General features: G+C 72.3%; 15 protein-coding genes, 6 tRNA genes and 1 riboswitch. Of the genes, 10 read left to right on the top strand and 11 right to left on the bottom strand.

All coding sequences use genetic code 11. From position 1 onward, the window contains the following. Nucleotides 1–25 precede the first annotated feature (25 nt). Nucleotides 26–232: a developmental transcriptional regulator BldC gene (bldC, locus tag F3L20_RS30820; RefSeq protein ID WP_003949541.1), complete on the top strand. Its 207-nt coding sequence runs from the start codon at nt 26–28 to the stop codon at nt 230–232. A 443-nt stretch (nt 233–675) separates the two neighbouring features. Here the strand turns inward: bldC and F3L20_RS30815 are convergent, their stop codons facing one another. From F3L20_RS30815 to F3L20_RS30785, 7 genes are all read right to left on the bottom strand, one after another. Then, nucleotides 676–894, bottom strand: a complete 219-nt coding sequence (locus F3L20_RS30815; RefSeq protein WP_150157055.1) for a DUF6274 family protein — start codon at nt 892–894, stop codon at nt 676–678. Between the two features lie 221 nt (nt 895–1115). Beyond that, nucleotides 1116–1190 (bottom strand) — tRNA-Asp (locus tag F3L20_RS30810). Between the two features lie 93 nt (nt 1191–1283). Then, a complete protein-coding gene (gene hrpA, locus F3L20_RS30805; protein WP_150157054.1) occupies nt 1284–5261 on the bottom strand; it encodes an ATP-dependent RNA helicase HrpA in 3978 nt (1325 codons plus the stop codon). A 97-nt stretch (nt 5262–5358) separates the two neighbouring features. Next, nucleotides 5359–5432: transfer RNA gene (locus F3L20_RS30800), tRNA-Phe, on the bottom strand. 24 nt (nt 5433–5456) lie between these two features. After that, a tRNA-Asp gene (locus F3L20_RS30795) sits at nt 5457–5531 on the bottom strand. A gap of 37 nt (nt 5532–5568) precedes the next feature. Next, nucleotides 5569–5641: transfer RNA gene (locus F3L20_RS30790), tRNA-Glu, on the bottom strand. A 79-nt stretch (nt 5642–5720) separates the two neighbouring features. Beyond that, nucleotides 5721–7355 (bottom strand): metallophosphoesterase family protein, encoded by a 1635-nt coding sequence (locus F3L20_RS30785; protein WP_150157053.1) that lies wholly within the window; start codon nt 7353–7355, stop codon nt 5721–5723. 84 nt (nt 7356–7439) lie between these two features. Between F3L20_RS30785 and F3L20_RS30780 the strand changes: the two genes are divergently transcribed. The 4 genes from F3L20_RS30780 to F3L20_RS30765 all read left to right on the top strand — a co-directional run bounded on the left by F3L20_RS30780 (nt 7440) and on the right by F3L20_RS30765 (nt 11083). Beyond that, nucleotides 7440–7790: a metallopeptidase family protein gene (locus F3L20_RS30780; RefSeq protein WP_024886119.1), complete on the top strand. Its 351-nt coding sequence runs from the start codon at nt 7440–7442 to the stop codon at nt 7788–7790. Between the two features lie 73 nt (nt 7791–7863). After that, on the top strand, nt 7864–8403 hold the full coding sequence (locus tag F3L20_RS30775) for a hypothetical protein (RefSeq protein WP_150157052.1): 540 nt from the start codon (nt 7864–7866) through the stop codon (nt 8401–8403). A 246-nt stretch (nt 8404–8649) separates the two neighbouring features. Continuing rightward, nucleotides 8650–10857 (top strand): DEAD/DEAH box helicase, encoded by a 2208-nt coding sequence (locus tag F3L20_RS30770; protein ID WP_150157051.1) that lies wholly within the window; start codon nt 8650–8652, stop codon nt 10855–10857. A 153-nt stretch (nt 10858–11010) separates the two neighbouring features. After that, a tRNA-Lys gene (locus F3L20_RS30765) sits at nt 11011–11083 on the top strand. A 93-nt stretch (nt 11084–11176) separates the two neighbouring features. Here F3L20_RS30765 and F3L20_RS30760 read toward each other — a convergent pair. Continuing rightward, nucleotides 11177–11470: a DUF3040 domain-containing protein gene (locus tag F3L20_RS30760; protein WP_145829570.1), complete on the bottom strand. Its 294-nt coding sequence runs from the start codon at nt 11468–11470 to the stop codon at nt 11177–11179. A 394-nt stretch (nt 11471–11864) separates the two neighbouring features. Between F3L20_RS30760 and F3L20_RS30755 the strand changes: the two genes are divergently transcribed. The 5 genes from F3L20_RS30755 to F3L20_RS30735 all read left to right on the top strand — a co-directional run bounded on the left by F3L20_RS30755 (nt 11865) and on the right by F3L20_RS30735 (nt 16486). Beyond that, entirely contained in the window at nt 11865–12911 is a 1047-nt protein-coding gene (locus F3L20_RS30755; protein WP_150157050.1) for a HAMP domain-containing sensor histidine kinase, read from the top strand. Nucleotides 12912–12941: 30 nt separating this feature from the next. After that, nucleotides 12942–13601, top strand: a complete 660-nt coding sequence (locus F3L20_RS30750) for a response regulator (RefSeq protein WP_150157049.1) — start codon at nt 12942–12944, stop codon at nt 13599–13601. Nucleotides 13602–13710: 109 nt separating this feature from the next. Beyond that, nucleotides 13711–14844, top strand: coding sequence for a dihydrofolate reductase family protein (locus tag F3L20_RS30745; RefSeq protein ID WP_150157048.1), 1134 nt, complete (start codon nt 13711–13713; stop codon nt 14842–14844). A gap of 64 nt (nt 14845–14908) precedes the next feature. Beyond that, nucleotides 14909–14982: transfer RNA gene (locus tag F3L20_RS30740), tRNA-Met, on the top strand. Between the two features lie 315 nt (nt 14983–15297). Then, a riboswitch (cyclic di-AMP (ydaO/yuaA leader) is annotated at nt 15298–15455 on the top strand. Nucleotides 15456–15466: 11 nt separating this feature from the next. Then, complete coding sequence (locus F3L20_RS30735; protein WP_145829574.1) at nt 15467–16486, top strand: M23 family metallopeptidase; 1020 nt, start codon at nt 15467–15469, stop codon at nt 16484–16486. Nucleotides 16487–16598: 112 nt separating this feature from the next. Here F3L20_RS30735 and F3L20_RS30730 read toward each other — a convergent pair whose 3' ends face one another. The 3 genes from F3L20_RS30730 to lhgO all read right to left on the bottom strand — a co-directional run bounded on the left by F3L20_RS30730 (nt 16599) and on the right by lhgO (nt 20222). Beyond that, nucleotides 16599–18035, bottom strand: coding sequence for a PrsW family intramembrane metalloprotease (locus tag F3L20_RS30730; protein ID WP_150157047.1), 1437 nt, complete (start codon nt 18033–18035; stop codon nt 16599–16601). Nucleotides 18036–18101: 66 nt separating this feature from the next. Continuing rightward, nucleotides 18102–18938: a tRNA (guanosine(46)-N7)-methyltransferase TrmB gene (gene trmB / locus F3L20_RS30725; protein ID WP_150157046.1), complete on the bottom strand. Its 837-nt coding sequence runs from the start codon at nt 18936–18938 to the stop codon at nt 18102–18104. A gap of 60 nt (nt 18939–18998) precedes the next feature. Then, nucleotides 18999–20222 (bottom strand): L-2-hydroxyglutarate oxidase, encoded by a 1224-nt coding sequence (lhgO, locus tag F3L20_RS30720; protein WP_240810795.1) that lies wholly within the window; start codon nt 20220–20222, stop codon nt 18999–19001. Nucleotides 20223–20285 lie beyond the last annotated feature (63 nt).

Here is a 20285-nt window from a genome sequence, read left to right as displayed (position 1 = left end):
TTCGGTTCTCCCGAGGAGGCCGCTCATGACCGCTCGCACCCCTGATGCCGAGCCGCTGCTGACCCCCGCTGAGGTTGCCACCATGTTCCGCGTCGACCCGAAGACGGTCACGCGCTGGGCGAAGGCCGGCAAGCTCACGTCGATCCGCACGCTCGGCGGGCACCGCCGCTACCGCGAAGCCGAGGTCCGCGCACTGCTCGCGGGCATTCCGCAGCAGCGCAGCGAGGCCTGAACCTGCATGAACCGGGCAGAACCGGCTGGTCCCCCACCGGCCCCGATGCCCGGGAACACTAGCTCCAAGCGACGCGGGGACTGCCCCAACAGGCCCTTCGCCCAACCGAATCAGAGCTTCTCAGGCAACTGAACAACGGGTGCGTCGTCGATCGCGCTGGACTCCGCCGGGTCCAGCGCGATCTTTTTTGTGCGCTGCTGTGGGTCCGCTCGCGGGCCTGAGCGGCTCCAACGGCGCGCTGTGCGCGGGCTTGTCGGACTCTGGGGCGCCTGTGGGTCGCTGTGGGTCACCCGTGAGGCGACCGGCGCGGAGCCCTCAAGGTAGTGCAATTGCACATATTAAATAGACCTGTTGTAGGTGGGGCGTAAGTTCCACCCTTGTCAAAATTCATACGGTGACACCCGTCACATACCAGTCGGGTTGTTGAGCCGACGGCATATGCGCTAGACGGAACGTGTGTTGACGGCCGGTTGTTCCCGCGGCCCTTCGGCGGCCTCCGCGGCCTCCAAGGACTCGGCGTGGTCGCCGGCTGCGGAGTCCATCGCCAGGCGCTGCAGACGGTGGCAGATCGGGCAGTGGCGGGTGAGATGCCGGTACGACGAGGCGGCCGCGAGGTGCGCGCGGAGCAGTGCTCGCGTCTCGTGCCTGGTCGATGCCGCCATACGCCACCTCCGGGACCCCCGTGGACTCGTGCCCTTGTTCCTGAACTACCGAGGGATACGGGGCCCGTCAAGACGGCACAGGGGCCCGCGGCGCGGGTTCCGCGCCCTCGTGCCCGGGTGCGCCCGCCGACGGGCCCCGTGCCGCGGCCACACGGGCTGACGAAGGGAGCCACGCACGCCGAAGGCCCGCCCCCCTCGCGGGGGACGGGCCTTCGGTCAAGCGGTCCTGACGGGATTTGAACCCGCGGCCTCCACCTTGACAGGGTGGCGAGCACTCCAAACTGCTCCACAGGACCAGGTTTCGCGGCGCTTTTCTTGCGTTGCGCTGCGAGAAGGACTGTACAGGAGCAGGAGCCCCCTGGTCGAACTCACCCTGTGTGCGGGTCCCGTCACGGGACCGCCGCGTCGATCGCCTTCACGATCCGCTTGTCCGACACCGGGTAGGCCGTGCCGAGCGCGTGGGCGAAGTAGCTGACCCGCAGCTCCTCGATCATCCAGCGGATGTCCCGCACCTGCTGCGGCACGGGCCGCCCCTGGGGCATCTGCTCCAGGAGCCAGGCGTACTCGTCCTGCATCTCGTGGACCTTGGCCATACGCGTAGTGTCCCGCTGCACGTTCGTCGGCATCTGCTGCAGTCGGCGGTCCGCGGCCACCAGGTACCGCATCAGGTCCGGCAGCCGCCGCAGCCCCGTCCCAGTCACGAACCCCGGCCGTACCAGTCCGTCCAGCTGCTTCCGCACGTCCTGAAGGTTCGGCAGCAGCGCGGGGCTGCTCACGCCCTTCAGACGGCGCTCACAGGCCTGCCAGGCGGCCAGGACCTGCTGGACCTGACCCACCGCGCGGACCGTGGTGTCGACGATCTCCGCCCGCACCTTGTCGAACAGCTTGCGGAACGACTCCTCGTCCCACACCGGGCCGCCGAAGTCCGCGATCAGCTTGTCCGCCGCGGCCGTGGCGCAGTCGTCGAACAGCGCCTGCACGGAGCCGTGCGGATTGGCGGACAGCGCCAGCTTCTGAGGGTTGGTCAGCTTTTCGGACGCGAACTTCGCGGGGTTGACCGGGATGCCCAGCAGGATCAGCCGCCGGGTGCCCTTCCACATCTCCTCCGCCTGCTCGGCCTCCGAGTCGAACAACCGGACCGACACCGAGTCGCCGTCGTCCACCAGGGCCGGGTACGCCTTCACCGGCTGGCCGGCCCGACGCGTCTCGAACACCCGGGTCAGCGAACCTATCGTCCAGTCCGTCAGCCCGCGGCGCTCCAGCGACTCCCCGCCCTCACGCTGGGCCGTGGCGGCGGCCGCCTGCGACAGCGCCTTGCGCGCCTTGGGCCGAAGCTTGAGTTGGAGCGCCTCCAGGTCCTTGTCCTCGGCGAGCGTCCGGCGCCGTTCGTCGACGATCCGGAACGTCACCTTCAAGTGGTCCGGGACCCGCGACCAGTCGAAGTCGTCCGCCTCGAACGGCACGCCGACCATGCGCTTCAGCTCACGGGCCATCGTGACGGTCAGCGGCTCCTGCAGCGGTACCGCGCGCTCCAGGAACGCCTTGGCGTAGTTCGGCGCCGGCACGTAGTTCCGCCGGATCGGCTTGGGGAGGGACCGGATCAGCTCCGTGACCACGTCCTCCCGCAGGCCCGGGATCTGCCAGTCGAAGCCCTCGTCCGTCACCTGGTTCAGCACCTGGAGCGGGATGTGGACCGTCACACCGTCCGCGTCCGCCCCCGGCTCGAACTGGTACGTCACGCGGAACTTCAGCGGGCCCTGCCGCCACGTGTCGGGGTAGTCGGCCTTGGTGACCGCGTCCGCCGACTCACGGATCAGCATCTCCCGCTCGAAGTCGAGGAACTCCGGCTCCTCGCGCCGCTTGTGCTTCCACCACGAGTCGAAGTGCGCCCCCGAGACGACGTGGTCGGGGATTCGCCGGTCGTAGAAGTCGAACAGGGTCTCGTCGTCGACCAGGATGTCCCGGCGCCGGGCCCGGTGCTCCAGCTCCTCGACCTCGGTCAGCAGCTTGCGGTTGTCCGCGTAGAACTTGTGGTGTGTCCGCCAGTCGCCCTCGACCAGCGCGTTCCGGATGAACAGCTCGCGGGAGACCTCCGGGTCGATCCGCCCGTAGTTCACCTTGCGCTGCGCCACGATGGGCACGCCGTAGAGCGTGACCTTCTCGTAGGCCATCACGGCCGCCTGGTCCTTCTCCCAGTGCGGCTCGCTGTAGGTGCGCTTGAGCAGGTGCTCCGCGAGCGGCTCCACCCACTCCGGCTCGATCTTCGCGTTGACCCGCGCCCACAGCCGGGACGTCTCCACCAGCTCCGCGGACATCACGAACCGCGGCGGCTTCTTGAACAGCGCGGAGCCCGGGAAGACGGCGAACTTGGCGTTGCGCGCGCCGAGGTACTCGTTGCGTCCGCCGTCGCGCCGGCCGCCCTGGCCGGAGTCCTTGGACTCCTTCACGTCCTTCATGCCGATGTGCGAGAGCAGACCGGACAGCAGGGAGACGTGGATGCGGTCGGCGGGGGCGTCCTCCTCGTTGAGGTGGATGCCCATCTGCTTGGCGACGGTGCGCAGCTGCGTGTAGATGTCCTGCCACTCGCGGATCCGCAGGAAGTTCAGGAACTCCTGCTTGCACATCCGCCGGAACGACGACGAGCCGCGCTCCTTCTGCTGCTCGCGGACGTACCGCCACAGGTTGAGGAAGGCCAGGAAGTCGCTGGTCTCGTCGCGGAACCGGGCGTGCTGCTGGTCGGCCTGCGTCTGCTTGTCGGAGGGCCGCTCGCGCGGGTCCTGGATCGACAGGGCCGCCGCGATGACCATGACCTCGCGGGCGCAGCCGTTGCGGTCCGCCTCCAGCACCATGCGTGCCAGACGCGGGTCGACCGGCAGCTGTGCCAGTTTCCGTCCGGTCTGGGTGAGGCGCTTGCGCGGGTCCTTCTGCGTGGGGTCGAGGGCGCCCAGTTCGTGCAGCAGCTGGACGCCGTCGCGGATGTTGCGGTGGTCCGGCGGGTCGATGAACGGGAACTTCTCGATCTCGCCGAGGCCCGCCGCCGTCATCTGCAGGATGACCGAGGCGAGGTTCGTCCGCAGGATCTCCGCGTCGGTGAACTCCGGACGGGCGAGGAAGTCGTCCTCGCTGTACAGCCGGATGCAGATGCCGTCCGAGGTACGGCCGCAGCGGCCCTTGCGCTGGTTGGCGCTGGCCTGCGAGACCGGCTCGATCGGCAGCCGCTGCACCTTGGTGCGGTGGCTGTAGCGCGAGATGCGGGCGAAGCCGGGGTCGATGACGTACTTGATACCGGGGACGGTGAGGGAGGTCTCGGCCACGTTGGTCGCCAGCACGATCCGGCGTCCGCCGTGCTGCTGGAACACCCGGTGCTGCTCGGCGTGCGACAGCCGGGCGTACAGCGGCAGCACCTCGGTGGACCGGTACCGCTTCTTGGTCAGCGCGTCTGCCGTGTCCCGGATCTCCCGCTCGCCGGAGAGGAACACCAGGATGTCGCCGGGTCCCTCCGCCATCAGCTCCTCGACGGCGTCGGTGATCGCGGTGATCTGGTCGCGGTCGGCGTCGTCGGAGTCCTCCTCCAGCAGCGGCCGGTAGCGCACCTCCACCGGATAGGTCCGCCCGCTGACCTCGATGATCGGGGCGTCGCCGAAGTGCCGGGAGAAACGCTCCGGATCGATGGTCGCCGAGGTGATGACGACCTTGAGGTCGGGACGTTTCGGCAGCAGCTGCGCGAGATAGCCGAGCAGGAAGTCGATGTTCAGCGACCGCTCGTGCGCCTCGTCGATGATGATCGTGTCGTAGGCGCGCAGTTCGCGGTCGGTCTGGATCTCCGCGAGCAGGATGCCGTCCGTCATCAGCTTGACGAAGGTGGCGTCCGGGTTCACCTGGTCGGTGAAGCGGACCTTCCAGCCGACGGCCTCCCCGAGCGGGGTGTCCAGCTCCTCGGCGACCCGCTCGGCCACCGTACGGGCCGCGATCCGCCGGGGCTGGGTGTGCCCGATCATGCCGCGGACGCCCCGGCCCAGCTCCATGCAGATCTTCGGGATCTGCGTGGTCTTCCCGGAGCCCGTCTCGCCGGCGACGATCACCACCTGGTGATCGCGGATGGCCTCGGCGATGTCGTCCTTCTTCTGGCTGACGGGCAGCTGCTCGGGATACCGGACCTCCGGCACCCGGGCCCGGCGCGCGGCCATCCGCTCCTCGGCCGCGGCGACCTCCGCCTCGATCTCACCGAACACGGCGGCACGGGCCTCCGGCTTACGGATCTTGCGGGCCCCCTCGAGCCGCCGTCCGAGCCGGTGCGCATCGCGCAGCGACAGTTCGGTGAGGCGGGAGGCAAGGGAGCCGAGGGCGGGGGCAGAGTGCGTAGACATACGGACTCCAGGATCTCAGACCGCGGAAAAACACGGCGAGTCATTTTGCCGGGGCACACGACAAGGCCCCGATCAGAGATCGGGGCCTTGTCCGCGGTGGCTGGGGCCGGGGTCGAACCGGCGACCTATCGCTTTTCAGGCGATCGCTCGTACCAACTGAGCTACCCAGCCGCGGTGTTTCACGTGAAACACCAGCGGTCCTGACGGGATTTGAACCCGCGGCCTCCACCTTGACAGGGTGGCGAGCACTCCAAACTGCTCCACAGGACCAAGCGTGTCGTACGACAGTGTCGCACAGGGTGGTGCGTGCCCCCAACGGGATTCGAACCCGTGCTACCGCCTTGAAAGGGCGGCGTCCTAGGCCGCTAGACGATGAGGGCTATCGGCCCGCCTGGCGCCTCTCGGCGCGTCGGGGACGTGAGAAGCATATGGGATGGCGGGATGGTTCGCCAAAACGGTTTAGGAGCGAGGTCGTGGCGGCGTGGCGGAGGGGATCGACGGGGTGCTTCCCGACGGGGTGCCGGAGGGGGAGCCGGACGGGCTTCCGGAGGGCGACGGGGAGGTGTCCGCGCCCGGCTGGTTCTCCTCGGGGAGGTGCCGGCTGACCTCCGCCGTGGTCAGGCCGAGACCTCCGAGCTCGATCGAGTCCCACGCCTGGAGGCGCCGGGTGTCCCGGTCGAAGTAGAGGATCGACGTCTCGATCGGGTCGGGGTACTTGCCCTCGATCGCGCGCAGCCCGCTGCCCCCGGTGGAGCCCTCGACGCGCAGCCGGGTGCCGTACCGCATGACCTCGGACTCCTCGCGGTGGATGTGCCCGGAGAGCACCAGCGGCACGGTGCCGTCGACCTCCCGCGCCGCCGAGGGCTCGTGGATGACGGCGACGTCCACGGGGGTGCCCGCCCTGCGCTGGTCCCGCATCGAGGAGGCGAGACGGGCGCCCGCCAGCTCCTGGGACTGCTCGGCGCCGGTCCGCTGGGTGCGGTCGGGGGTGAACTGCGGATCGCCCATGCCCGCGAAGCGCAGGCCCGCGACGGTGGCCGCCCGGCCGTTGTCGAGGACGTGCACGTTCTTCATGCGCTCCAGGTAGCGCTGGGTGACGAGCGAGTCGTGGTTGCCGCGCACCCAGACGTAGGGGGCGCCGAGGTCCTCGACGGGGTCCAGGAAGCCGTTCTCGGCGGCCGTGCCGTGGTCCATGGTGTCGCCCGAGTCCACGATCACGTCCACCCGGTACTGCTCCACCAGCGAGGCGATGATCTTCCAGCTCGCGGGGTTCAGGTGGATGTCGGAGACGTGCAGGACGCGGATGGTGGTCGGGTCCGGCTGGTAGACGGGCAGCGTGGAGGTGGCGTCGTAGAGCTTGGTCACGTTGGTGACCAGGCGGGCCAACTCCTGCTGGTAGACGTCGAACTCGGTCACGATGCTGCGCGCGTCGCCGACCAGGGAGGGCGCGGACGACAGCAGCCCGGAGAACTTCGGCTCCAGGACCGAGTCCGGGTTCCAGGTGGCGTACGCCGTGCCGCCGGACGCGGCCAGCAGGCCCAGGGCGAGTCCGCCGGCCGCGAGGGCGCGGCGCGGGCGGCGGTAGACGAGCAGTCCGAGCGTGGCGGCGCCGGTGACGACGGCGACGCAGGACCGTACGGCGAGGTCCGCGGTGCCGCGGGCGATGTCCTGCGTGACCTCGTCCTGCAGGCCCGAGAGGCGCTCCGGGTGGTCGACCAGGGCCCGGGACCGCTCGGGGTCCAGCTGGTCGACGTTGACGTCGAGGCGTACCGGCGCGATGTGGCTGTCGAGCTGGAGCGCGCCCAGCGGAGAGATGTTGATCTTCGTGCCGCCGGTGAAGGACGGCCGCAGGGTCATGGTGGTGTTCATGGGGCCGACCGGCACCCGGACGTTGCCGACGACGAGCAGGCCGAGCCAGGCGCCGAGCAGGACCACCGCGACCAGACCGAGGGCCCGCGCCCAGGGACGAGGCCGCGGGCCGAGGGCGGCGGCCGATGCGGCCGGGGGACGGGTGGAGCGGCGGCGGGTCAGGGCCTGCGGGAGCCGGGGGACGCGGTGGAACAGGTTCATGACGGCAGTCGGGACGCGGGCCATTGATCCCCTATGCCCGTACGGGCGGCCGGATATGCGGGCGTCGCCCGCCTCTCGTACCGACCGATCGTCCCCGACAATGGCTTCGTGCTGGAGATGACGCGCGAGGAGTTCGAAGAGCTGGTCGCCGAGGCGCTGGACCGGATCCCGCCTGAGCTGACGCGGCTCATGGACAACGTCGCGGTGTTCGTGGAGGACGAGCCGCCGGCGGACGACCCGGAGCTGCTCGGGCTGTACGAGGGGACGCCGTTGACCGAGCGGGGCGAGTGGTACGCCGGGGTGCTGCCCGACCGGATCACCGTCTACCGGGGGCCGACCCTGCGGATGTGCGAGTCCCGGGAGGACGTGGTCGCCGAGACCGAGATCACGGTGGTGCACGAGATCGCGCACCACTTCGGGATCGACGACGCCCGGCTGCACGCACTCGGCTACGGATAGGCCGTACGCGTGTCTTCTTGCGGGTGGCGGGAGTTGGGGTTGTTGACCCTGTACTCCAACCGGAGGTGGCCCCGTGCGCCGCTTGTACGTACCCGTCCGCCTGGCCGCCACCGCCATGGCCGTCGCCGCTGCCGCCGGATGCGTGAGCGTGGGTGACGACGGCGCCGGCGGCAAGGCCGGTCCGTCCCACTCCGCGGGCCGTCAGGGCGGTGAGGCTCCGGACGGCGGCACGGCACGGTCGGGCGGCGGCGCCGGGTACGGGGCGGCGGCCGACGGCGAGCGCGGGGACGAGCGGAAGGGCAAGCGCGGGAAAGGCCGGAAGAAGGGCGAGGACGCCGGGCCGTCCCCGTCCGGCGAGCGGCCGTCCGCGGGGGCGAGCCGCAGCGCACCGGCCGGCGGCGGGCCCGGCGAGCCCGCGCGCCCCACCCCCGACGACCGGCCCGACCCGCCGGAGCCCACCCGGACGCCGGACCCGCAGCCCTCCGCCACGCCACCCGACCCGGGGCCCTCACCCGAGCCGACCCAGGCCGAGCCGTCGTCGTCCGCCCACCAGCCGCCCGACACCCAGCTGGCGCAGCGGGAACCCGCGCCGATGGCGGGCGCGCCGGCGTAACCTGGACAGCGGTCCCGCCGTCCTGCGGCACCCCGCTCACCTGCCAGTTTGCATTCGAGGGGCCCGAGTGCGTATGGTGGCAGATCGTTTGATCCTATTTGCCCGGCGCCACTGCAGAGCGCGCCGTGTGGCGCGTACTCTCTCCCTTGCCGTGGTGGACCGCATTGAGGCGGTCGTAATTGCGAACTGCGAATCACGGAGTTGACGGGCGCGTGCCGAAGAGACTCCGGAAGGTTTCGCATTCGTATGCCCATCGCCAGTACTGATCACGTCGTCGTGCCCGAGAACACCGAGGACACCGACACCACCGCCGCCACCGAGGCGGCGGCCCCCGAACTCACCTTCGCCGACCTCGGCCTGCCCGAGGGCGTCGTGCGCAAGCTCGCGCAGAACGGCGTGACCAGCCCCTTCCCGATCCAGGCCGCGACCATCCCGGACGCCCTGGCCGGCAAGGACATCCTCGGCCGCGGCCGCACCGGCTCCGGCAAGACCCTCTCCTTCGGTCTGCCGACCCTGGCGCAGCTCGCCGGCGGCCGTACCGAGAAGCACAAGCCGCGCGCCGTCATCCTGACGCCGACCCGCGAGCTGGCCATGCAGGTGGCCGACGCCCTCCAGCCCTACGGCGACGTCCTCGGCCTGAAGATGAAGGTCGTCTGCGGCGGCACCTCCATGGGCAACCAGATCTACGCCCTCGAGCGCGGTGTCGACGTCCTCGTCGCCACCCCCGGCCGCCTGCGCGACATCATCAACCGTGGCGCCTGCTCCCTGGAGAACGTGCAGATCGCGGTTCTCGACGAGGCCGACCAGATGTCCGACCTGGGCTTCCTGCCCGAGGTCACCGAGCTGCTCGACCAGGTCCCGGCCGGCGGCCAGCGCATGCTGTTCTCCGCCACCATGGAGAACGAGATCAAGACCCTCGTCGACCGGTACCTCAAGGACCCGGTCCACCACGAGGTCGACGCGGCCCAGGGCGCGGTGACGACCATGTCGCACCACATCCTCGTCGTGAAGCCCAAGGACAAGGCGCCGGTCACCGCGGCCATCGCCTCCCGCAAGGGCCGCACCATCATCTTCGTCCGCACCCAGCTCGGCGCCGACCGCGTCGCCGAGCAGCTGCGGGACGCCGGCGCGAAGGCCGAGGCCCTGCACGGCGGCATGACCCAGGGCGCGCGCACCCGCACCCTGGCCGACTTCAAGGACGGTTACGTCAACGTCCTGGTCGCCACCGACGTCGCCGCCCGCGGCATCCACGTCGACGGCATCGACCTGGTCCTCAACGTGGACCCGGCCGGCGACCACAAGGACTACCTGCACCGCGCGGGCCGCACGGCGCGCGCCGGCCGCACCGGCACGGTCGTCTCCCTGTCCCTGCCGCACCAGCGGCGCCAGATCTTCCGTCTGATGGAGGACGCGGGCGTCGACGCCGCGCGTCACATCATCCAGGGCGGCGCGGCCTTCGACCCGGAGGTCGCCGAGATCACCGGCGCCCGGTCCATGACCGAGGTGCAGGCCGAGTCGGCCGGCAACGCCGCCCAGCAGGCCGAGCGTGAGGTCGCCCAGCTCACCAAGGAGCTGGAGCGGGCCCAGCGCCGCGCCTCCGAGCTGCGCGAGGAGGCCGACCGCCTGCTGGCCCGTTCCGCCCGCGAGCGCGGCGAGGACCCGGAGGCCGTGGTGGCCGAGGCGGCCGTCGTGGCGTCCGCCGAGGCCGAGGTGATCCTCCCGGAGCAGCCGACCGCGCGGGACGTCGAGCGGACCGAGCGTCCGGAGGCCGCGGCGCCGTACGAGCGGCGTGAGCGCCGGGACGAGCGGGACGACCGCGGCGGTTTCCGCCGTGACGACCGTGGTGACCGGGGTGGCGACCGTGGCGGTTTCCGCCGTGACGACCGTGGTGACCGTGGCGGGCGCTCCTTCGAGCGCCGTGACGGCGACCGCGGCGGCTTCAACCGCGGTGACCGTGACCGCGGTGGCCGTTCCTTCGAGCGTCGCGACGACCGTGGCGGTTTCCGCCGTGACGACCGTGGTGACCGGGGTGGCGACCGCGGTGGCTTCCGCCGTGACGACCGCCGCGACGACCGGGGCGGCTTCCGCCGGGACGAGCGGGACGACCGCGGCGGTTTCCGCCGTGACGACCGTGGTGACCGGGGTGGCGACCGTGGCGGTTTCCGCCGTGACGACCGTGGTGACCGTGGCGGGCGTTCCTTCGAGCGCCGTGACGGCGACCGCGGCGGCCGTTCATTCGAGCGCCGCGAGGGCGGCGACCGCGGCGGCTTCCGCCGGGACGACCGCACCGGCCACCGGGGCAGCGACCGCCCGTTCAACCGCGACCGCCAGGGCGACCGCCCGGGCTTCCGCTCCGGCGGCCACGAGCGCCCCTACGGCCGTCGTGACGACCACCGCGGAGGCGGCTCCTTCGGCCGCCGCGAGGACAAGCCGCGCTGGAAGCGCAACGGCTGACACCGCCTCATCCGGCAAGACCGAGGGCCCGCGCGACACCCCGTCGCGCGGGCCCTCGCGCATGTGCGCGGCATGGGTCCGCCACGCGCCTGCCCGATACCCGATCGGCTCCCCGGCCGTGTCCGGCTATGCTCGGGGAGGCAACATCGCCTGGGGCCCTTAGCTCAATTGGCAGAGCAGTGGACTTTTAATCCATTGGTTGTGGGTTCGAGTCCCACAGGGCCTACTCCCCGCGGGAGGGGCGCACCCCCTCCGACGCGCGAGACGGCGCTCGTACCGGCCCGGCCGGTACGAGCGCCGTGGTCGTCACGCGGACGGTTCAGTGGCGCGACGGGCGGCGGACGTCCTCCTCGCCCGGGCGCCGGTAGGGGTCGATGAGCTGCACGCCGATTCCGCTGGTCACGAGGCCCGCCGCGATGAGCAGTCCGTCGGGGACGACGATGCCCGCGACCAGCATGCCCAGCCCGGCGATCAGCACCCACCAGGCGCCGGCGCGCCGGTACTCGCGCGGACGGGCCGGACGGCCGGCGGCGAGGGAACGGGCGAAACGGGGGTCCTCGTGTTCGAGTCGGGCCGCGAGGTCGACCAGACGATCGTCGTCGGACTGGGGCACGGCTCCTCCTTCCCAGGGGGTGGCCGCCCGGTCACACCGTCGACGGCCGTCGCTCCGAGCACCGGGACATGCGCGAACCGCCGGCTTGCCGCGAACTCGGGCCGGTTTCAAGGAGTTTGCCCGTGCGCCGACGTGGTCACCCGCCCGGTACGGTGCCTCCACCCTCGCCCGGCGGCACCCCCCGGGGCCATCCGTCGCGGGCCCCATCCTCATGGGGGGCCGGTATGCAGGAGACGCGGGGCACGGGTCGGCGGGCGACCGGAAAATGGGGACTGTCACCGATGGCGCCGCCCCGGCGGGAGGCGGAGGCTGGACGGTGACGGCCCGCGCCGCGCCCCCGGTCGCGGGCTGTCGGGGCCTTGTGAGCATACCGACGGCGAGGAGGCGGAACCGGGTGCCTCTGTTCTGGCGCATCTTCCTGCTGAACGCCGTCGTGCTCATCGTCGCCACCGCTCTGCTGCTCGGGCCCGTCACCGTGTCCACCCCGGTGCTGCTCACCGAGGCCGCGGTGCTGACCGTGGGGCTGGCGGCCATGCTCGTCGCCAACGCGCTGCTGCTGCGCGTCGGGCTCGCCCCGCTGCAGCGCCTCACCCGCGCCATGACCACCACCGACCTGCTGCGCCCGGGACACCGGCCGGCCGTCGGCGGGCGCGGCGAGATCGCCGAGCTGATCACCACGTACAACACGATGCTCGACCGGCTGGAGGACGAGCGGGCCACCAGCAGCGCCCGCGCGCTGTCCGCGCAGGAGGCGGAGCGCCGCCGCATCGCCCGCGAGCTGCACGACGAGGTCGGCCAGTCGCTGACCGCCGTGCTGCTCCAGCTCAAGCGGGCCGCCGACCACGCACCGGCCGGGCTCGGTGACGAACTGCGCCAGGTGCAGGAGACCACCCGGGACTCCCTGGAGGAGATCCGGCGGATCGCCCGCAGGCTGCGCCCCGGCGTGCTGGACGAGCTCGGGCTGGCCAGCGCCCTCAAGGCCCTCGCCACCGAGTTCGGCGGGCCGGGACTGAGCGTGCAGCACTGCCTCGACCCGGACCTGCCCGAGCTGGACCGGGAGTCCGAGCTGGTGCTCTACCGGGTCGCCCAGGAGGGCCTCACCAACATCGTCCGGCACGCCGGTGCGCGCCGGGCCGAGCTGGCCCTGCGGCGCGCGCCCGGCGGTGTCGAGCTGCGCGTCCGTGACGACGGCCGGGGCATCGGCGGCGCGGACGAGGGCGCCGGCATCCGCGGGATGCGCGAGCGTGCCCTGCTCGTCGGCGCCGACCTGACCGTGGAGCCCGGGCCCGGCGGCGGCACGGAGCTGCGGCTGGCCGTCCCCGTCCCGGCGCGTTTCCCCGCGCACGTCCTCGTCCCCGTACGACCCGTGCGGGAGTCCGCCCCCGCGAAGACCCTCGCCGTCGTGCGCCGGTCCGCGCCCGCGCACGCCCCGCCCCCGTGACCGATGTCCCTCGACCGGAAACGCTGAACCATGACCGACCCGTCCCCCACCCGCATCCTCCTCGCCGACGACCACGCGCTGGTCCGCCGGGGGGTTCGACTCATCCTGGACGGCGAACCGGATCTGACCGTGGTGGCGGAGGCCGCCGACGGTGCCGAAGCCCTCGAACTGGCCCGGGAGCACCGCCCCGACCTGGCCATCCTCGACATCGCCATGCCGCGCCTGACCGGTCTGCAGGCGGCCCGTGAACTCTCCCGCACCCTGCCGGAGACCCGGATCCTCGTGCTGACCATGTACGACAACGAGCAGTTCTTCTTCGAGGCCCTGGCCGCCGGCGCCTCGGGATACGTCCTGAAGTCGGTCGCCGACCGTGATCTCGTCGAGGCCTGCCGCGCCACGATGCGCGGCGAGCCCTTCCTCTACCCGGGGGCCGTGAACGCCCTCATCCACAACTACCTCGACCTCGCGCGGGAGGGCCGCACCCTGCCCGCCAAGGCGATCACCGACCGCGAGGAGCAGATCCTCAAGCTCGTGGCCGAGGGCCACACCTCGCAGCAGATCGCGAACATGCTGGTGATCAGCCCCAAGACGGTGGAGCGGCACCGCGCCAACCTGCTGGCGAAGCTCGGTCTCAGGGACCGCCTGGAACTGACCCGCTACGCCATCCGCGTGGGCCTGATCGAGCCCTGACCCGCGGCCCGTGGGCCGGGGCGCGGTCGGCTCCCCGCCGCACGGCTTGCCAGACTGGAGCCGGACCGCGCAGCGGTCCCGCAGCCACCCGCACCCGGAGAGCCCGCCGATGCCGCATCCGTACGTCCTGCTGTCCGCCGCCGTCTCCCTCGACGGCTACCTGGACGACACCGGCCCGGAGCGGCTGCTGCTGTCGAGCCCGGCCGACTTCGACCGCGTCGACGAGGTGCGGGCGTCCGTGGACGCCATCCTGGTCGGCGCCGGCACGCTCCGCGCCGACAACCCCCGTCTGCTGGTCAACTCGCCGGAGCGCCGGGCCGCCCGGGTCGCGGACGGCCGCCCCGAGTACCCGCTGAAGGTCACGGTGAGCGGCTCGGGCGACCTGGACCCCGCGGCCAACTTCTGGCACACCGGCGGCGAGAAGGTGCTCTACACCACCGACCAGGGGGCCGAGCGGGCCCATGCCCTCGGCATCGCCGCCGACGTCGTGCCGCTCGGCACGGAACTGGACTGGCGGCGGCTGCTGGAGCACCTGCACGACCGGCGCGGGGTACGGCGGCTGATGGTGGAGGGCGGCGGGCGGATCCACACCCAGCTGATCAGTCAGGGGCTCGCCGACGAGCTGCAGCTGGTCCTCGCCCCGCTGTTCGTCGGCGACCCGGACGCCCCCCGCCTGTTCGGTCCCGGCTCCTACCAGGGCGGGCGGCTGCGGCTCGTGGAGACCCGGCCCGTCGGCGACGTCGTCCTGACGCGCTACGAGCCCACCGCGCCCGGCGCCGGCGCGCTGCCGTCCGCCGCCGACCACCACTGGCTCGCCCTCGCCTGCGAGCTGGCGGAGCGGTGCCCGCCCTCACGGACCGCGTTCAGCGTGGGCGCGGTCGTGGTCGCCGCCGACGGCACCGAGCTGGCGCGGGGGTTCTCCCGTGAGGGGGACGAACCCGTGGTGCACGCCGAGGAGGCCGCGCTCGCCAAGACCGACCCCATGGACCCCCGGCTGGCCGGCGCGACCGTCTACTCCAGCCTGGAACCCTGCGCCCGCCGTGCGTCCCGGCCGGCGCCCTGCGCACGGCTGATCCTGGACGCGGGGGTGCGGCGGGTGGTCACGGCCTGGCGGGAGCCGGACACGTTCGTGGCGGACGCCGACGGCAGCGCGGTACTGGCCGAGGGGGGCGCCACCGTGGTGGTGCTGCCGGAGTACGAGGAGCGGGCCAAGGCGCCGAACGGCCACCTCCTGGACCGCTGATCGCGCCCCCTGCCCGGGGGGTGTGCGACCTGCCCTGATGATGCCGTACACTTGTGTTCAACGGCGCGGGGTGGAGCAGCTCGGTAGCTCGCTGGGCTCATAACCCAGAGGTCGCAGGTTCAAATCCTGTCCCCGCTACTGAAGGCCGAGGGCCGGAATCCGAAAGGGTTCCGGCCCTCGGCGTTTTCCGGTGTCCGTCGCTCTTCCGTCCGCTGTTCCGCCGGTGTCACCGAACGTGATCGTGCGGAGTCTCAGCGCATAACAACTGACGAACCGTCAGGTTCGACCGGCCGTCTGAGGCGCGGTCAACTCGCCCGTTTTCGCCCGCTCGTGGCGCTTAAGTCCGGGCGGAATTCGTTAACGATCAAGAGGAACGGCTTGGAATCCGGCCCTCGGGTCTATTAACGTTCGATAACGCAGCGCGGTCGTCCCAGCCGTCACAGACGTCGGCTCCGTGCGCACGCGCCGAATCCCGCAAGGGAACCGGGGAACCACCACCTTGGGGTGAATCGTGCGGATACCGCCGTGGAGACACGGCTCGTATACGCGCGTAGGAGACCTTCCTGCTCCGAACCCGTCAGCTAACCCGGTAGGCGAGAAGGAAGGAAAGGAGCGCGCCCACGTGGCGTCCAACCCGCCTGCCCCCGAGGCCCCGTTCAAGCCGAGCGACACCTTCGCCTACGGCGCCGTCGGCGCCGAAGAGGGGCCCTTCGAGGAGTGGAACCCCACCGCGGAGTCCGTTCGCCCGGTACGCGGCCGGCACCGCGTCGCCAAGCAGCGCGGGGGCGGACTCGCCCGCAGCTCCACCGTCCTGGGCGTCGGCGTCATAGCCGCCGTCGGCGCCGGCGGCATGGCCAGCGCCCAGACCGGCAAGCCGCCCGTCTCCATCTCCATGCCCGACCTGCCCAACGTGGGTTCCCTCATCTCCGACGAGGAAACGCCCAAGGGCTCGGCCACCCCCCTCAGCAGCATCGGCATGACCGGTGCCGAGACCGAGGAGGGCGCCGCCGACGCCGGTGAGGCGCTGCGCGCCCGCATCATGGCCCAGGTCGAGCAGCAGCAGGGCCAGGCCCAGAGCAAGGCCGAGGCCGCCGCGCTCGCCGCCGCCGAGAAGGAGGCCGCCGACGCGGCCGCCAAGGCGGAGAAGGAGGCCAAGGAGAAGGCCGAGGCGGCGAAGAAGAAGGCGGAGGAAGAGGCCGCGAAGAAGGCCGAGGCCGAGCGCCTCGCCGAGCTGGCCAAGCAGTACGCCCTGCCGACCTCCTCGTACACCATCACCTCGACCTTCGGTCAGGCCGGCGCCTACTGGTCCTCCGGCTACCACACCGGTCTCGACTTCGCCGCCCCCACGGGCACGCTGATCAAGGCCGTGCACACCGGCACGATCACCTCCGCGGGCTGGGACGGCTCCTACGGCTACAAGACCGTGCTCACCCTCGACGACGGCACCGAGATCTGGTACGCCCACCAGTCGTCGATCAATGTCAGCGTCGGCCAGAAGGTCAACACCGGCGACGTGATCGGCCGCGTCGGCGCCACCGGCAACGTCACCGGCGCCCACCTCCACCTCGAGGTCCACACCGGCGGCTCCTCCTCCGGCATCGACCCGGCGGCCTGGCTGGCGGGCAAGGGCCTCAGCATTTGATCCACCGGCGGCCGCGTCCCGGCCGTCCACGCCGTGAACCCCGGCAGTCCCGACGACGACCCCCCGACGTCAGGGCTGCCGGTCACGCATGTCCGGGGCACCGGCCGTGCGGTCAGCGGCGGTAGGGGTCCTCGACGGGCGCGGGATACGGCCCGCCGTGGGGCGGCTGTCCGTGCGCGGGCTGTCCGTACGAGGACTGTCCGTACGGGAACGGTGTGTGCGGGGCCTGTCCGTACGAGGGATGTCCGTGCGGGGCGGGCTGTCCGTAGGAGGGCCGGCCGTACGGCCCGGGCGGCGCCTGGCCCGCCCACGCGGCGCCGTACGGAACGCGGGGCGCCGTGAGGCGGACCGCGTGGTCCAGCGCCGGGCGGGCCGCCACGCGCCGGTGCCACAGCTCCAGCAGCAGCTGCCGCTCCCGGGTCACGAAGTCCGCCCCGGCCTTCCCCGTCCGGCCCCGGTGCCGCAGGAACGCCAGCGAGGTCGCGTACGCCTCGTACTGGGCGACCGCGCGCGCCGCCGGCTTCCCGCCGTGCTCGCGTGCGTACCGCCGGGCGAGGCGCCGGGCCCGCATCGAACCGAGCGCGAACGGCTCCGCGGGACTCAGCCAGCCCGCGATCGCGTACGCGGGCAGCTCCGTGCGCACGGTCCGCAGTTCCCGCTGCCGCGTCCACACCACCAGCCAGGTCAGCAGCCCGAACGCCGGCATCATGAACGCCCCGTAGACCGCGATGAAGCCGAACTGGCCGAGCGTCGCGGAGCCGTTCCACAGCGCGTGCATGCCCATCGCCAGGAGCAGCCCGGCGAGCGGCAGCAGCACACGGCGCACCCGCTGCCGGTCCGTGGCCAGCGCGGCGGCACCGAAACCGATGCCGGTGAGCACGGTGAACAGGGGGTGCGCGAACGGCGACATGACGATGCGGACGAAGAAGGTCGCCGCGGTGACCGAGGCGATGCCGCTGCCGCCGGTGAGCTGGTCGGCGCCGAAGGCGTTGCCGAGGTAGAGGACGTTCTCGGTGAACGCGAACCCGGTGGCGGTGACCCCGGCCACCACCACGCCGTCGAGCATTCCGGTGAAGTCGCGTCTGCGGAAGAGGAAGAGCAGCAGGACCGCCGCGGCCTTCGCGGACTCCTCCACGACGGGCGCTATGACCGTCGCGCCCAGGGTGTCGGCACCGGCCGGGTCGGCGGTCGCCGTCGCGATCCACCGGGTGGCGAAACTGTTCGCCACGATGGCTATGAGCGCCGCCGCGCACGCTCCCCAGGCGAAGGCGAACAACAGGTTCCGCCACGGGGCCGGCTCGACCCGGTCCAGCCAGCGGAAGGCGGCCAGGAGCAGCGGGACCGGCAGCACGGCCAGTCCCAGCCCGACCAGGAAGCCCCGCGTGCCCGTCTGCTCCCGCACCAGCGCCAGGATCACCAGCCCGGACAGGGCCAGCAGGGTGACCAGCGCCGCGTAGCGCACCACGGGCCGCTGCCACCAGTGCGGGTGCCGCAGGCCGGGGCCGGGCGCTGCGCCGGGGTGCGGCGGGTACGGAGGGCTGCTGGCCACGGGATCGTCCCTAACGAGGGAGGGGCAGGGCGGCGTGCCGGCTCGGTGCCTCGGGGGCGCGGGGTCTCAGGGGCGGTCCCCGTCCCGGTGCCCGGCACGGTCGTCGTGCGGTACGCGGCGGAAGAGCAGGTCGTTCACCACATGCCCCTTGTCCAGGCCCTGACGCTCGAAACGGGTGAGCGGGCGGAACTCCGGACGCGGCGCGAAACCGCCGTCCGCCCGGGTGTTCTCGAACGCGGGGTGCGCCGTGAGCACCTCCAGCATCTGCTCCGCGTACGGCTCCCAGTCGGTGGCGCAGTGCAGCACGGCCCCCGGGGCCAGGCGGGTCGCGGCGAGGGTGAGGAACTCGGGCTGGATCAGCCGCCGCTTGTGGTGCCGCTTCTTCGGCCAGGGGTCGGGGAAGTAGACGCGCAGCCCGCTCAGCGCGTCCGGTGCGAGCATCTCGCGCAACAGGATGATCGCGTCCCCGTTCGCCACGCGTACGTTGCCCAGCCCGCGCTCCTCGGCGAGGTGCAGCAGATGGCCCTGGCCGGGGGTGTGCACGTCCACGGCGAGGACGTTGGTCTCCGGGTCGGCGGCTGCCATCCGCGCGGTGGCCTCGCCCATGCCGAAGCCGATCTCCAGGACGACGGGGTGGTCGTTCCCGAACAGCTCGGCCAGGTCCAGGCGGCGGCTGCCGTCGATGTCGAGCCCCCACACCGGCCACAGCCGCTGCAGGGCGTCCGCCTGGCCGGCGGTGACCCGGCTGCGGCGCGGCTGGAAGGAGCGGATCCGCCGCTCGAAGTGCGACCCGGCGGGGTCGGCCTTCGGGCCGTCGGGGAAGCGCGGCTCCCCCTTCGCGCGGGCGCGGCGGGCCGGCTCGCCGGCCGGCGTCTCGGCGTGCGGTGCTTCGGGGGTGCTCATCACGGATTCAGACACAGTGCCCTCGATTTTACGGGGACGGCACGGACGGCGGCCCGGGTCTCATCGCTCGCTCGCGGCGAGGCCGTCCAGCGCCCGGCGGGCGATCTCCCGGCCGATCGGCAGCGAGGCCGTCGCGGCGGGCGAGGGGGCGTTCAGCACGTGCACCGCGCGGGGGGCCTCCCGGATCAGGAAGTCGTCGACCAGCGTGCCGTCCCGCAGCACCGCCTGCGCCCGCACCCCGGCCGCCGTCGGCACCAGGTCCTCGTCCCGCACGGCGGGCAGCAGCCGGCGCACCGCGCGGGCGAAGGCGGGCCTGGACAGGGAACGGTGCAGCTCGCCGGTGCCGTACCGCCAGTGGCGGCGGGCCAGCTGCCAGGAGCCCGGCCACCCCAGGGTGGCGCCCAGCTCGCGCGGACGCACCGTCCGCCAGTCGTAGCCCTCACGCGCCAGGGCCGGAACCGCGTTGGGCCCGACGTGCACCCCGCCGTCCGTGCCGCGGGTGAGGTGGACGCCGAGGAAGGGGAACGCCGGGTCGGGCACGGGGTAGACCAGGCCCCGCACCAGATCGGGGCGGGCCAGCTCGTAGTACTCGCCGCGGAAGGGCACGATGCGGGCGCCGGGTTCGTCGCCGGTGAGCAGGGCGATCCGGTCGCAGTGCAGCCCCGCGCAGTTCACCAGCATCCGGGCGCGCACGATGTCACCGGCCGCCGTCAGGACGGCCACGCCCCGGTCGGGGCGCCGGTCCACACAGACCACCTCGGCGCCGAAGCGCAGGTCGGCGCCGGACGCTTCCGCGAGCCGGCGGGCGACCGTGCCGTAGTCGCAGATGCCGGTGGTGCCGACGTGGATCGCGGCGAGGCCCTCGACCTCCGGTTCGTACTCCGCGATCTGCGCGCCGCACAGCTCGCGCACCGCGAGGCCGTTCTCCCGGCCGCGCTGCACCAGGGCGTGCAGCCGGGGCAGCTCCTCGCGGGCGGTGGCGACGATCAGCTTGCCCGTCACCGCGTGCGGGATGTCGTACTCGGCGCAGAACTTCACCATCTCCGCCGCGCCCCGCACCGCGTACCGCGCCTTCAGCGAGCCGGGGCGGTAGTAGATGCCGCTGTGGATCACCCCGCTGTTGCGTCCCGTCTGGTGCCGGGCCGGGCCGGGCTCCTTCTCCAGCACCGTCACCCGCGTCCCGGGGGCCGCCCGCCCGAGGGCATACGCCGTCGACAGGCCGACGATCCCGCCGCCGATCACCATCACGTCACAGTCGTACGACCCCGCCACCACCTGAGCCACCTCCCGCGTCGATAGTGCACTGCGCCACTGACAACGGCTTCAAACCAGGGGGAGGCCCGGGCG

It is taken from the genome of Streptomyces tendae (assembly GCF_008632955.1).
Taxonomy (GTDB): Bacteria; Actinomycetota; Actinomycetes; order Streptomycetales; family Streptomycetaceae; genus Streptomyces.
This window is presented reverse-complemented; position numbering and strand designations above follow the sequence as displayed.

Excerpts from the sequence above, each read along its gene's own strand:
- F3L20_RS30815 (WP_150157055.1), bottom strand. The coding sequence starts at position 894 with ATGGCGGCATCGACCAGGCACGAGACGCGAGCACTGCTCCGCGCGCAC.
- F3L20_RS30770 (WP_150157051.1), top strand. The coding sequence starts at position 8,650 with ATGCCCATCGCCAGTACTGATCACGTCGTCGTGCCCGAGAACACCGAG.
- hrpA (WP_150157054.1), bottom strand. The coding sequence starts at position 5,261 with ATGTCTACGCACTCTGCCCCCGCCCTCGGCTCCCTTGCCTCCCGCCTC.
- bldC (WP_003949541.1), top strand. The coding sequence starts at position 26 with ATGACCGCTCGCACCCCTGATGCCGAGCCGCTGCTGACCCCCGCTGAG.
- F3L20_RS30785 (WP_150157053.1), bottom strand. The coding sequence starts at position 7,355 with ATGGCCCGCGTCCCGACTGCCGTCATGAACCTGTTCCACCGCGTCCCC.
- F3L20_RS30750 (WP_150157049.1), top strand. The coding sequence starts at position 12,942 with ATGACCGACCCGTCCCCCACCCGCATCCTCCTCGCCGACGACCACGCG.
- F3L20_RS30745 (WP_150157048.1), top strand. The coding sequence starts at position 13,711 with ATGCCGCATCCGTACGTCCTGCTGTCCGCCGCCGTCTCCCTCGACGGC.
- trmB (WP_150157046.1), bottom strand. The coding sequence starts at position 18,938 with ATGAGCACCCCCGAAGCACCGCACGCCGAGACGCCGGCCGGCGAGCCG.